Genomic DNA, 12518 nt, shown 5'->3' with positions numbered 1-12518 from the left:
ATTGCCGAGAGCAACCAGTTCTGGGACCGGCAGACCAACCGCTTCTTCATGCGCATCGCCTTTACCGCGGCGGAAGGAACGACGAAGGACGATGTCGAGCGGGGGCTGAAGCCCGCCATCGAGCGCTTCGACATGAAGACCAGCCTTATCGACCAGGCGAAGAAGCCGAAGATCATCATCATGGTGTCGAAGTTCGACCATGCCCTGCAGCACCTGATCTACCAGATCCGCGTCGGCTGGCTCGATGCCGAGGTCGCCGCCATCGTCTCCAACCATGAGGACAGCCGCCGCTTCGCCGCGCACGAGGGCATCCCCTATCACGTCCTGCCGGTGTCGAAGGACAACAAGCGCGATCAGGAGGAAGCGCTGTTGAAGATCGTCAAGGACAGCGGCGCCGACCTCGTCATCCTTGCCCGCTACATGCAGGTCCTCTCCGACAATCTGTCGAAGCGGCTCTATGGCAAGGTGATCAACATCCATCACTCATTCCTGCCAAGCTTCAAGGGGGCAAAGCCCTATCACCAGGCCCATGAGCGCGGCGTCAAACTGATCGGCGCCACCGCCCACTACGTCACCCCCGACCTCGACGAGGGCCCGATCATCGAGCAGGAGACCGAGCGGGTCAGCCACGCGATGAGCGCCGAGGACTTCGTCGCCACCGGCCGCGATATCGAAAGCCGGGTGCTTGCCCGGGCGGTCAAGAAGCACCTTGAATCCCGCGTCATGCTCAACGGCCACAAAACCGTGGTGTTCTGAGGCAGGGAATCTCGCATTGGGACTGCCACAGCGGGCAGTCCTCCATGCGCGTCCCTCTCGATTGAATGCGATCGATTGCTCTAGGGGCGCAGAGCCTAAGCCTCGACCTCGACATTGCCGAGGGGCTTGGAGCAGCAGGCGAGGATATAGCCCTCGTCGATCTCTTCGTCGAGAATGCCGCCATTGTGGTCCATGTCGACGTCACCAGCGAGCTTCATGACCTTGCAGGTTCCGCAGAGGCCGGACTCGCAGGCGGCGGCGATGCGGATGCCGGCGCCACGCGCCGCCTTGAGGATTGTCTCGCCCGGCGCACAGGGCACGTCCATGCCGGACATCGAAAACGTTACGGTTGCACTCGCTTCCGCCGCGGCGGTGGAAATATCGTCCAGCATTGGTAAGACGGGCTCTGCAGCCGGGCCGAAGCTTTCCTGGTGATAGTGCGCCATGTCGAAGCCCGATGCTTCGAGCATGAAGCGCACGTCGCGCATGAAGCTTTCCGGCCCACAGCAGAAAATAGTCCTGTCCTTGAAATCCGGTGCAAGAAGCGGGAGCCTCGGCGCCTCGAGCCTGCCGCGGATGCCGGTCCACACCTGGCCCATTTCGTGCTCCTTGATCAGGAAGGCAAGCTTGAGGTTCGGCATGCAACTCGTCAGATATTCGAGCTCCTTGCGGAAGATGATGTCGCTCGGTCGCCGCGCGCAGGTGACGAAATTGATATCGCTCTGCGGCGCGCAATCATGCATCCAGCGCGTCATCGACATCATCGGTGTGATACCCGAACCAGCGGATATGAAGAGGTACTTGGCGCCGGGATGCTTGCGCATCGAAAAGTCGCCAAGCGGCCCGAAGGCCTTGATCCGCACGCCCGGCATGAGATGATCCAGCATCCAGCGGGTACCGATGCTGCCCTCCTGAGCCTTTACCGTCACGGCGACGGTAAAGGGCCGCGACGGGCTCGATGACAGCGTATAGGTGCGCAGCATCGCCTCTGGCTGAACCGGCAGTTCAAATGTCATGAACTGGCCCGGCTCATAGCGGAACCAGTTATGATTGTCCGACCGGAACGTGAAAGTCTTCACATTGGGCGCTTCCTCGACGACCGAAAGAGACTCCAGGAGATGCAACCGGTCATTCCACGGCTGCATCTGGTCGAGGTGCGGATAGTTCTGGGGAAGGCCCATGTTCATTTCAAGCAACCCTGCTCAGTTTCTGATCACCGGAAAGCCGCGTCTCCATGGCGTTGCTGTACCATTCGAGGAACTGCAGGACGCCGCCTTCATGTTCGACCGAATAAGGGCCAGGCTCATAGGCGGGAGAGCGGATGCCGAATGCATTTTCTTCGACGATGCGGCGGTCCTGATCGTTGGTTTCGAGCCACACATGCGTAAGCTCTTCGACATTGTAGTCGACGCCTTCGACCGCATCCTTGTGAACCAGCCATTTGGTTGTGACCTGCGTCTCGTTCGGGCCGAGCGGCAGGACGCGGAATGAAATCGCGTGGTCCCCGAGGATATGGTTCCAGGTCGTCGGATAGTGGTAGAGCAACAACGAACCGATTTGCTTGGCGTTGACATCGTCGCTGAGCTGACGGCCGACAGCGCGCTTGCCTGAAAGCGTATAGCTTTCGGCGTTATTGATCAGTGGGACGCGGGTCGCGCGATACTGGCCATCCTGGGCAATGCGAAACAAGCTTGGCAAGCCTACAGCCTCGCACTTGTCCCAGTGTGCTACCATTTCAGGATCTTTTTTCGATCCCTGAACGCCCGTAGCGCTCGGCGCTTCCGGGAAGGTCTTGCACAGTTCGGGATGATTCCCGGCGCAGTGATAGCACTCGCGGTTGTTCTCCCAGACGAGTTTCCAATTCCCCTTCTCCACGATGGAGCTTTGGAATGCCACCTTGGTTTCCGTCAGTCGGTGCGGCGCGAGATAAGGTTCGAGCAATGTGCGCGTCGGCGCGAAATCCGGCGCGATCTGCGCAAGGCAGATGAAGATATAGCCGCCGACGCTCTCGCAGTGCACCGGCTTCAGGCTGAACTGGTTCGCATCGAAATCGTCGCCCATCTGGCGGGCAAAAAGCAGGCGTCCATCAAGCTCGTAGGTCCACTGATGGTAGGGACAGACAAGCTTTGCCGAGGTCCCCTTTTCACCGGCGCAGATGCGTGAGCCACGATGGCGACAGGAATTGTGGAACGCGCGAATCTGGCCCTGGCGATCGCGGACGATGACGACAGGATAATCGCCGACCTGCACCGTGAAATAATTACCCGGCTTAGCAACTTCACAATCATGGCCGATAAACAGCCAATCCCGGTAATAGATGGTCTCCATGTCGAGACGGTAGTAGTTGGGATCTGAGTAGAAGGCCTGTTCCAGTCCGTAGCCCGGTTTCCGGTTTCGGAGGTCCCGGAGAAGTTCATTGCGAATATCCATGTCGCGTCCTCGCCTTAATCTTGCAAAGAACTGACTGGTGGTGACGGAGAAGAACGTCCGTACAGACAACAATCAATCGGCGCCCGTACAAAGCCATGCTCCTTGATCGCCCACCGCGATCAGTCGGTTTTCCCTCAGGGCTGGTTTCCGGGCTCTGGAGTTGCCTTTCGGGCTTCACGGCGCCTTCCCGGGGTGCACTCCCAGTGGCTGTTTTGCCGCGTTTTACTCCACTACCGTTGCGGGGGCAGCGCCGGGTTCTAACCGGCTTCCCAATTCTCCGCCTTCCCTAGAAAGGCGGCACCTCAAGTGTCGCGATAAAAGCATCCGGCTGTGAAAAAGGATAGGCGCGGAAACGACATCGCATTTACGAACGGCGACACGCTGCATTTCGGTGAAATCGCGCGACGCATGCATCGTGCGACACACGTTCAATCTGACGCGCCGATGCCGATCAAACCATGGGGCGGTGCAAATATTGCTTGATCGATTCCGGCTTCATCTCGATGGAGAATCCCGGCATTGACGGCGGCATATAGGCCGCGTTCCGGATATTGCACGGGTCGATGAAATGCTCGTGCAGATGGTCGACATATTCGATGACACGGCCTTCCTTGGTGCCCGACACCGCGACGTAATCGATCATGGACAGGTGCTGCACATATTCGCAGAGGCCAACCCCGCCTGCATGGGGCCAAACGGGGAGACTGTACTTTGCCGCAATCAAAAGGACGGCCAGCACCTCGTTGAGCCCGCCCATGCGGCAGGAGTCGATCTGCACGACGTCAATGGCACCTTCGGCGATGAACTGCTTGAACATGATCCGGTTTTGGCACATCTCGCCCGTCGCGACCTTTACAGGCTTGATTGCCTGGCGAATCTTGCGATGACCGGCGACATCATCCGGGCTCGTCGGCTCCTCGATGAAGAATGGTTTGACAAAAGCAAGCTTCTTCACCCAATCGATGGCCTCGTTGACTTCCCAGACCTGGTTGGCATCGATCATCAGAATGCGATCCGGCCCAATCACCTCGCGGGCAATCGTCAGGCGGCGGATGTCATCCTCAAGATCGCGGCCGACTTTCATCTTGATGTGGTTGAAGCCCGCATCGACAGCCTCCTGGCAAAGCCGGCGCAACTTCTCGTCGGAATAGCCGAGCCAGCCTGCGGAGGTCGTATAGCAGGGATAACCTTCGGCCTTGAGTGCGGCGATGCGTTCTGACTTGCCGGCATCGGCCTTGCGCAGAATGTCGAGCGCCTCATCGCGGGTCAGCACGTCCGTCAGATAGCGGAAATCGACGATATTGACGATTTCTTCCGGCGTCATCTCGCCAACGAGCTGCCAAACAGGTTTCGCCGCCTCCTTGGCGAGAAGATCCCAGACCGCGTTGACGACAGCGCCGGTAGCAAGGTGCATCGCGCCCTTGTCGGGACCGATCCAGCGAAGCTGGCTATCGCCGGTGATGAAATGCCAGAAGCGTCCCGGATTTTCCTTCACCCAGTCGAGTTCGAGGCCGATGACGAGATGCTTCATGGCGTCGATGGCCAGGCAGCAAATCTCGTTGCCACGCCCGATGGTGAACGTGAGGCCGTGCCCGGCGAGGCCATCCTTATCTGTATACAGCACGACATAGGCCGCCGAATAATCCGGGTCCGGGTTCATCGCATCGGAACCGTCAAGGCCCTGCGAAGTGGGGAAACGGATATCGAATACGCGAAGATCGGTGATGCGGGTCACAATATGCCTCTCAAATCAATTAATCGAAGCGGCGCGCCTCAAACGTCGGCGCGCGCCACCTGCTTCTGGTTGCCAAGGCCTTCAATTCCAAGTTCGATGACATCTCCCGCTTTCAAATAGCGCGGCGGCTTCATGCCCATGCCGACGCCGGGCGGCGTACCGGTCGAGATGATGTCGCCGGGCTGCAGGCTCATGAACTGGCTGAGATACGAGACGAGGAAGGCGACACCATAGACCATGGTTTTCGTTGAGCCGTTCTGCATCGTTTCGCCATTGACCGTCAGCCACATCTTGAGGTTCTGCGGGTCGGCGATTTCGTCCTTCGTAACGAGCCAGGGACCCGTCGGTCCGAACGTGTCGCAGCTCTTACCCTTGGTCCACTGGCCAGCTCGCTCGATCTGGAATGCACGTTCACTGACATCATGGACCGTGCAATAGCCGGCGACGTAGTCGAGTGCCTCCGTCTCGCTGACATATTTTGCCGTTCGGCCGATCACCACGCCAAGTTCGACTTCCCAGTCGGTCTTTTCAGAACCGCGCGGAATGACGAGGTCGTCATTGGGTCCGACAATGGCGGATGTCGCCTTCATGAAGATGACGGGCTCGGGCGGTACGGCCATGCCGGATTCGGCGGCATGATCGGCATAGTTGAGGCCGATGCAGATGAACTTGCCGGTGCCGGCAACGCATGGCCCGAGGCGCGGATTCCCTGCGACGACCGGCAGGCCCTCGACATCGAGTTCGCTGAGCCTTGCCAGCGTCTCGGGGTCAAGCGCGGCCCCGGAGAGGTCGCTGACTTTTCCTGACAGATCGCGGATCCGGCCGTCGCCATCCAGGATGCCGGGCTTTTCCTGCCCAGGGGCGCCATAACGCAAAAACTTCATTGCTCATTCCTTTGTAGATGTCGTAGCAGCGGGGCCGTGACCGTCCCGCCCTGCCCTCATTCTAGACGGTCCAGCCGCCGTCGATATTGTATGCTTGGCCGGTGGTGTAGGTCGCGCCGGCAAGATAAACGGCAAGATCCGCAATCTCCTCGGGCAGGCCGAGACGCCCCATGGGCTGGCGCGCGATGAACGCCGCGCGGGTCGCCTCGTAATCGCCACCTGCGCGCATGCGCTGTTCAAGCGATGGGCTCTCGACGGTCCCTGGGCAGATGGCGTTGCAGCGGATGCCCTGCGTGATGTAATCGGCAGCGACTGCCTTGGTGAGCCCGAGCACCGCGGCCTTCGTCACCCCATAGGCGAAGCGGTTGGGCACGCCCTTTACGCTGCTGGCGACGGACGACATGTTGATGATCGCCCCCTCCTTGCGCTCGAGCATTCCCGGCAGCACCGCCCTGATCGTGCGGATCATCGCCCGGACGTTGAGATCGAGGGCAAAGTCGAGATCAGCGTCCGGCATCTCGAGGATCGAGCCACCATGAACAAATCCGGCGCAGTTGAACAGGACATCGACCGCGCCTATATCGCCGATCACCGCGTTGACTTCATCGGTGTTCAGCACATCGAGTTTGCGCGGAGTGATATTGGCCTCCTTGGGCAAAGCATCGAGAAGTTGCTGGTTAATGTCGGTGGCGTGAACGATCGCGCCTTCGCGAACGAAGGCGAGGACCGATGCCCGGCCGATACCCTGCCCCGCCGCCGTGATGAGAACGCGCTTGCCCGCAAGCTTGCCTGTCATTTCAAACCTCCATTTCGACACTCGTCATGTCTGTCATGCACCCGATGCCTTGCGCTCGGCAATCAGGATGTGATCGGCGGCAAGAACCACCTCGTCGCGTTGGTTGAGGACTTCACAGCGTTCGACCACGCGGCCGCTGCCCTGTCGTTTCGGGTCGTCTTCCTTGGCACTGATGGTCACCCGTGTTCGAATCGTATCGCCGATGAATACCGGCCTTACGAACCGCAGCCGGTCATAGCCATAGGAAAATGCCACCGGATTGATCAGGCTGGCAGTGAGCCCGACACCGATCGAAAAGATCATCGTGCCATGCGCAACGCGCTGGCCGAACGGCGTCGTCTTGGCAAATTCGGCGTCCATGTGATGGGGGAAGAAATCGCCGGTATGACCGGCGTGTACCACGAAGTCGGTTTCGGTGATCGTCCGCCCGGACGTAACGCGAACATGGTCAAGTTCATAGTCCTCGAAGTATATTGCCTGTTCGGCCATTCACGCCTCCGCCAATTTTGCCAGCGGCGTCGCCGGTGCGGCGCTGGATTGATAGGCCGCCTCGACCAGCGCCATTGTCTGCCAGCCATCCTCGACGGAGCTGACCAATTCCTTGTCTTCGCCACTGGCGAAGCGCTGCAGATTGGCCATGCGTCCGACGAAAGCGTCTGGGAACCATGCTCCCGTGAGCGGGACGTCAACCCAGTCCGAAGTCCCTTTCGGATGTATCATCAGAACATCCGGCTCGCCGCGCGGATAGTCGAGATTGACCCCGAGCTTGACGTAGGCGGCGCCTTCGGTGCCGCAGATCCTGAACTCGCAGGCCTGGAACTTGCGGCCGAACTTGTGATCGTGGTTGATCGAAAGCCCACAGCGAACTGTGTCGCCGTAATCAAGAATAGCGCTTGTCCGCGTCTGCGCCACCTTGTGGTTCGGATGACCCAGCGTCTTGGCGTGAACGCCAAGCGGGTTACCGAGAACTTGCCGGATAAGATCGATATAATGAATCGAATGCATGGCGATTTCCACCCGGGGCAGTCCTGCCAAGAACGGCCAGAGCGACCAGGGCGTATCGAGGGCGAGCCAGGCGTCGAAATCGATGACGTCCCCGAGCCATCCTTGCGCGATCGCATCCTTCAGTGCCAGCATCATCGGCGCGAACCGCAGCTGGAAGTTGACGGCGGCAGTGATATTGCGCTCGCGGCAAATCTTCAGGATTTCGGACGCTTCCCTAAGATCGCTGCCCATCGGCTTCTGGATCAGCGCGAACGATCCCTCCGGCAGGGCATTCAGCACGTCCGCATGTCGTGAAGGCGGGGTCGCCAGATCGAAGATTGCATTCTCCACGGCAGCCGCTTCGGCAATTGAGGCGTAACCGTCCACACCCCATTGGTCCGCGAGCTTGCGCGCCTTGTCGAGGTCCGGGTCGAACAATCCGGCAATCGGAAAGCCTCCCTTCCGATAGGCTGGGTAGTGGGCATCGCCGACAATGCTCCCGGCGCCGAAGGTCACGATCGGCCTCGGTTTCGCCGGCAATGGCCAGCTTTGCTGCAGGGTTGCGGGATCAAAACTCATCACAATTCCTCATCAGTCGAGATGGAAGACGTCTTCCATCATCGCCCACCACTCGCCTTCGGCCCGGCTTTCGAGCGGCACCTGGCAGGGCATGCACACGGCCCACCACTCCTTGTTTTTTGGGTCGGTGGCCATTTTCGCCATGTCGGCGGCAAAATCCGTCCCATGATATTCCCAGGTGCCGAACAGGACGTTTTCCGGCTCGCGCAGGAAGATCGTGTAATTGCGGATGTTGCAGCTCGAAATGAGCGCCAGGATTTCCGGCCAGACGGCGGCATGCAAGCGCTTGTATTCCGCGACCTTGTCGGCGTTGAGCCCGATCATCATTCCCATGCGTTGCATCGTCAGACCCTTATCTCGGTCGTGAATTCGTCGACGCTTCGACCCTTCACGGCATCCCAGTCCCAATCGATGCCGATGCCGGGTTCGGATGGCGCCACCGCATGACCGTTTTCGATGCGCATCTGGGTGTGGGTGAGGTCGTCGAGTTGCGGGATATATTCGACATATTTGCCGTTCTGGATCGCGCAGGTCAGGCTGACATGCAGTTCCATCAGGAAGTGCGGGCAAACCGGCATATCGAAGGCTTCGGCCGTGTGCGCAACCTTGAGCCACGGGGTGATCCCGCCGATGCGCCCGACGTCCACCTGGACGATCGAGCATGCACGCTTTTGCATATACTCGCGGAAGTGACGGATAGAATAAAGCGACTCGCCGATTGCGACGGGCGTTGCCGTTGCCGCTGATAGCCGCACGTGACCATCAATGTCGTCGGCCGGCAACGGCTCTTCGAGCCAGGCGAGATCGACGTCGCGCAAAACCTGCGAACGGCGGATCGCCTCGTCGAGCGTGAAGCCCTGATTGGCGTCCGTCATGATTTCGAAACCGGAGCCAACCGCATCGCGGACCGCTGACAGGCGGTCGAGATCCTCCGAACCGTGCGGCCGGCCGATTTTTACCTTTGCGCCTCTGAAACCCTTGGCCTGCGCCTCCAGGGCATCGTCGACCAGCGCCTGTTTCTCGATATGAAGCCAGCCGCCTTCCGTCGTATAGAGCGGGCAGCGATCCTTTGCGCCCCCGGCAAGCTTCCACAGCGGCAGGCTCTGCTTCTTTGCCCTCAGATCCCACAGCGCGGTGTCGACTGCCGCGAGGGCAATCGCAGTGATGGCACCGATCGTCGTTGCGTGCGTCGCAAACTCGAGATCGCGCCAGATTGCCTCGATCCGGTCGGCATCCTTGCCGAGAATGCGGGGGACGAGATGATCGGAAAGAAGGCGCATGACAGAGGAGCCACCCGTTCCGATCGTATAGCTGTAGCCGGTGCCGGTCGCCCCATCGCTGTCGGTGATCGTGACGATCGGCGTTTCCTGGCTGACAAAGCTTTGGATCGCATCGGTCCGCAGGACTTTCGGTGGCAAGTCCACCATGCGCAATTCTACACGTTCTATCTTGGCCATCGTGTCAGCTCCGCAAGGTTTTGCCGGTTTCCGGCGAGAAGAGATGCGCCTGGGACAGGTCGAAACTGAACTTTACCACCTCGCCGCTGCCGATCGATCGTGGATTGAGCATGCGCGATACCCATTCGCGTTGACCCATTGTGATAAAGAGCAGTGTTTCATTGCCGAGCGGCTCCGTGATCGACACCGGCAATTCCAGTTCATGGACGTCGGTGGCTTCGCCGGAATTGAGACCGTGGCCGGTTGGGTAGACATCATCGGGACGCAGACCGAAAATCACCTTGTCACCAGCTGCCACCTTGGTGCGGAACTCGGCAGGAAGCGGCAGGCTCTGGCCACCTTCGAAGATAAGCCGGCCGTCAGCCACGCTGGCCTCGTTGAGGTTCATCGGCGGCGAGCCGATAAACCCCGCGACAAAGCGGGTCGCCGGGCGCTTGAATACCTCCTCCGGCGTTCCGACCTGTTCGATATAACCGTCGCGCATGATCACGATGCGGTCCGAAAGCGTCATCGCCTCGACTTGATCATGCGTCACATAGATCATGGTCGACTGCACCTTGTTGTGCAGGCGCTTGATTTCAGTGCGCACCTGTGTGCGCAGCTTGGCATCGAGGTTGGAAAGCGGCTCGTCGAACAGGAAGACGTCCGGCTGGCGTACGATTGCCCGCCCCATCGCGACGCGCTGGCGCTGACCGCCCGAGAGCTGCGACGGCCGGCGATCCATATATTTGCCAAGGTCGAGGATCTGCGCCGCCTCGTTGACGCGCGCATCGATCTCGCTTTGCGCGACTTTGCCGATCTTCAGCGAGAAGCCCATGTTCTCCCGCACAGTCATATGCGGATAGAGTGCATAGGACTGAAACACCATCGAAATATTGCGCGCTCGCGGCGGCAGATCGTTGACGGGCTTGCCGCCGATCTCGATCAAGCCGTCACTGATGTCCTCAAGTCCGGCAATCATCCTCAGCGTGGTCGACTTGCCGCAGCCGGATGGACCGACCAGCGCGATGAACTCGCGATCCTTGACCTCAAGATCGATGCCGTGCACCACGTCGACATTGCCGTAGCGCTTGACGAGCTTTTTGAGTGTTACGGGAGCCATGCCAACTAACCTTTCACCGCGCCGAACGTCAGTCCGGACACGAGATGCTTCTGAATGATGAACGTGAGGGTGAGCGCCGGGATGATCATGACGACCGCAAGCGCGCACATGCCGCGCCAGTCGATGGTGAATTCCGACGTGTAGTCCAGGAGACCCACGGGTAACGTCTTCGAGTTGACCGAACGGGTGATCTGCGAGGCAAGCGCATATTCATTCCACGACGTGAGAAATGCGAAGATTCCAGCGGAGGCGATGCCTGGGCCAGCCAGCGGAAATTCCACCTGCCAGAAGGCTTCCCATCGCGTGCAGCCGTCGATCTGCGCTGCCTCGGCAAGGTCCTTCGGCACCTGGCGGAAGAAGCCGTCGATCAGCCAGATTGTGAAAGGCACGTTCAGCGCCACATAAATAAGGATCATCGCGAAATGCGTATCGATGATGCCGATGCGGGCGAAGATCATGAAAAGCGGCAATGACAGGGCGATACCCGGTACCGCGCGCGTTAGCATGAAGCCGAGGAATATGCCGGATTTGCCCTTGAACTTGTAGCGGGCAAAGGCATAGCCGCCGGCTGTACCGACGACCAGTGCGATGATCGTCGACGTTATCGAAATGATCAGCGAATTACGGAAATAGTCGACGACTGGAATGCCGCCTTGCCCAGCTCCGCCAAACATGGCGCGGTAAGCATCGAATGACAGGTCCTGGGGGATCCACACGGGCGGTTTCGCCATGATCTCGACAGTGGGCCGCAGCGAACTCAGGACGATCCAGAGCCCCGGCAGGCAGATGACCATCATCGCCAGGAACAGGCCGACGAGGTGCGCGAGCTTCAGCGCGCGGCGTTTCAATCGGTGGGATGTATTCAGATCCATTTTACCACTCCGCTCCGATCTGCTGGCGCGCAGCCGCAAGTTTCCTGAAGAAATACACAGTGAAAAGGATCGACAGCAGGATCGAGATATACGCCATGGCATTGGCAAAACCCATGCGCCCGTCGCTATAGGCTGTGCGTCCGACGAGGGTCCACAAGAGTTCGGTGCGTTTCGCCGGGCCGCCATCGGTCATGATCTTGACGATGTCATAGGCGCGGGCGACGTCGAGCGAGCGAATGGTCATTGCGATGAACGCAAACGGCATCAAGTATGGCCACGTGACAAAGCGGAACGTCTGCCACGGCGTACATCCATCCACACGCGCCGCTTCGATCGGCTCCTGCGGCATCGCGAGAAGGCCGGCGAGGATCAAGATGGCGAACACCGACGTCGACGACCAGATTTCCGCGACGATGATAGAGAACAATGCGAGGTTACCATCGATCAGCCAAGGTATGGCATTGGTGGCAAGGCCGAGTGATTGCAGCGCGTTGTTGATGAATCCGACATTGTCATTGAACAGAAACTTGAACTGGAAGCCAACGAGTACCGGCGAGAACATCATCGGAAACATCATCAATGTGCGCAGGAGCCGCTGTCCACGGGTTGCCTTGTTGACCAGCATTGCCAACCCGAGCCCGAGCAGCATCTCCGCATTGAGCGCAATGGTCAAAAGCAGCACAGTACGCCCAAACGCCGCCCAAAACTCATAGCTGGTGAGCGCGCTGATATAGTTTCTGAAACCGATAATAATCCAGATCGTCTCCGGCTTCGTCAGCCGGAACGGCGTGAAACTCGAATAGAGTGAGAAGAGCAGCGGCAGGACGATCACGGCGGCAAGAACGATGAACGCGGGGAGCAGCAATAGTGTCGGCGCTGATAGTCTGAGAGATTTCATCGGGTGCCTTGTTCTGACGTCACCT

Annotated in this window: 13 protein-coding genes and 1 riboswitch; of the genes, 1 reads left to right on the top strand and 12 read right to left on the bottom strand. The window is 59.4% G+C overall.

The window, feature by feature from the left end; genetic code table 11:
• Positions 1-756 (top strand): formyltetrahydrofolate deformylase (gene purU, locus AAAB35_RS18750; RefSeq protein ID WP_340669793.1); only part of this gene is annotated, 756 nt, incomplete at its 5' end.
• A gap of 95 nt (positions 757-851) precedes the next feature.
• Here the strand turns inward: purU and AAAB35_RS18745 are convergent.
• The 12 genes from AAAB35_RS18745 to AAAB35_RS18690 all read right to left on the bottom strand — a co-directional run bounded on the left by AAAB35_RS18745 (position 852) and on the right by AAAB35_RS18690 (position 12493).
• Positions 852-1943, bottom strand: a complete 1092-nt coding sequence (locus tag AAAB35_RS18745) for a hybrid-cluster NAD(P)-dependent oxidoreductase (RefSeq protein ID WP_340669792.1) — start codon at positions 1941-1943, stop codon at positions 852-854.
• A gap of 1 nt (position 1944) precedes the next feature.
• The gene (locus AAAB35_RS18740) at positions 1945-3186 is read right to left on the bottom strand and encodes an aromatic ring-hydroxylating dioxygenase subunit alpha (protein WP_340669791.1); all 1242 of its coding nucleotides are present in this window, start codon (positions 3184-3186) and stop codon (positions 1945-1947) included.
• Positions 3187-3306: 120 nt separating this feature from the next.
• Positions 3307-3506: riboswitch (cobalamin riboswitch) on the bottom strand.
• A gap of 131 nt (positions 3507-3637) precedes the next feature.
• On the bottom strand, positions 3638-4921 hold the full coding sequence (locus AAAB35_RS18735) for an L-fuconate dehydratase (RefSeq protein WP_340669790.1): 1284 nt from the start codon (positions 4919-4921) through the stop codon (positions 3638-3640).
• 38 nt (positions 4922-4959) lie between these two features.
• Positions 4960-5805 (bottom strand): fumarylacetoacetate hydrolase family protein, encoded by an 846-nt coding sequence (locus tag AAAB35_RS18730; RefSeq protein ID WP_340669789.1) that lies wholly within the window; start codon positions 5803-5805, stop codon positions 4960-4962.
• Between the two features lie 61 nt (positions 5806-5866).
• A complete protein-coding gene (locus AAAB35_RS18725) occupies positions 5867-6601 on the bottom strand; it encodes an SDR family oxidoreductase (protein WP_340669788.1) in 735 nt (244 codons plus the stop codon).
• Between the two features lie 33 nt (positions 6602-6634).
• A complete protein-coding gene (locus AAAB35_RS18720; protein WP_340669787.1) occupies positions 6635-7090 on the bottom strand; it encodes a MaoC/PaaZ C-terminal domain-containing protein in 456 nt (151 codons plus the stop codon).
• On the bottom strand, positions 7091-8170 hold the full coding sequence (locus tag AAAB35_RS18715) for a Gfo/Idh/MocA family oxidoreductase (protein WP_340669795.1): 1080 nt from the start codon (positions 8168-8170) through the stop codon (positions 7091-7093).
• 6 nt (positions 8171-8176) lie between these two features.
• Positions 8177-8506: an L-rhamnose mutarotase gene (locus AAAB35_RS18710; RefSeq protein WP_340669786.1), complete on the bottom strand. Its 330-nt coding sequence runs from the start codon at positions 8504-8506 to the stop codon at positions 8177-8179.
• Positions 8507-8508: 2 nt separating this feature from the next.
• Positions 8509-9621, bottom strand: a complete 1113-nt coding sequence (locus AAAB35_RS18705) for a mandelate racemase/muconate lactonizing enzyme family protein (protein WP_340669785.1) — start codon at positions 9619-9621, stop codon at positions 8509-8511.
• Between the two features lie 4 nt (positions 9622-9625).
• Positions 9626-10723, bottom strand: a complete 1098-nt coding sequence (ugpC, locus tag AAAB35_RS18700) for a sn-glycerol-3-phosphate ABC transporter ATP-binding protein UgpC (RefSeq protein ID WP_340669784.1) — start codon at positions 10721-10723, stop codon at positions 9626-9628.
• Between the two features lie 5 nt (positions 10724-10728).
• Complete coding sequence (locus AAAB35_RS18695; RefSeq protein WP_340669783.1) at positions 10729-11595, bottom strand: carbohydrate ABC transporter permease; 867 nt, start codon at positions 11593-11595, stop codon at positions 10729-10731.
• A 1-nt stretch (position 11596) separates the two neighbouring features.
• Positions 11597-12493, bottom strand: a complete 897-nt coding sequence (locus tag AAAB35_RS18690) for a sugar ABC transporter permease (RefSeq protein ID WP_340669782.1) — start codon at positions 12491-12493, stop codon at positions 11597-11599.
• Positions 12494-12518 lie beyond the last annotated feature (25 nt).

Source organism: Phyllobacterium sp., from assembly GCF_037994425.1.
Classification (GTDB): Bacteria; Pseudomonadota; Alphaproteobacteria; order Rhizobiales; family Rhizobiaceae; genus Phyllobacterium.
This window is presented reverse-complemented; position numbering and strand designations above follow the sequence as displayed.

Coding starts and splice junctions, on each gene's coding strand:
- AAAB35_RS18745 (WP_340669792.1), bottom strand. CDS start 1,943: ATGAACATGGGCCTTCCCCAGAACTATCCGCACCTCGACCAGATGCAG.
- ugpC (WP_340669784.1), bottom strand. CDS start 10,723: ATGGCTCCCGTAACACTCAAAAAGCTCGTCAAGCGCTACGGCAATGTC.
- AAAB35_RS18710 (WP_340669786.1), bottom strand. CDS start 8,506: ATGCAACGCATGGGAATGATGATCGGGCTCAACGCCGACAAGGTCGCG.
- AAAB35_RS18740 (WP_340669791.1), bottom strand. CDS start 3,186: ATGGATATTCGCAATGAACTTCTCCGGGACCTCCGAAACCGGAAACCG.
- AAAB35_RS18730 (WP_340669789.1), bottom strand. CDS start 5,805: ATGAAGTTTTTGCGTTATGGCGCCCCTGGGCAGGAAAAGCCCGGCATC.
- AAAB35_RS18705 (WP_340669785.1), bottom strand. CDS start 9,621: ATGGCCAAGATAGAACGTGTAGAATTGCGCATGGTGGACTTGCCACCG.
- AAAB35_RS18690 (WP_340669782.1), bottom strand. CDS start 12,493: ATGAAATCTCTCAGACTATCAGCGCCGACACTATTGCTGCTCCCCGCG.
- AAAB35_RS18725 (WP_340669788.1), bottom strand. CDS start 6,601: ATGACAGGCAAGCTTGCGGGCAAGCGCGTTCTCATCACGGCGGCGGGG.
- AAAB35_RS18695 (WP_340669783.1), bottom strand. CDS start 11,595: ATGGATCTGAATACATCCCACCGATTGAAACGCCGCGCGCTGAAGCTC.
- AAAB35_RS18720 (WP_340669787.1), bottom strand. CDS start 7,090: ATGGCCGAACAGGCAATATACTTCGAGGACTATGAACTTGACCATGTT.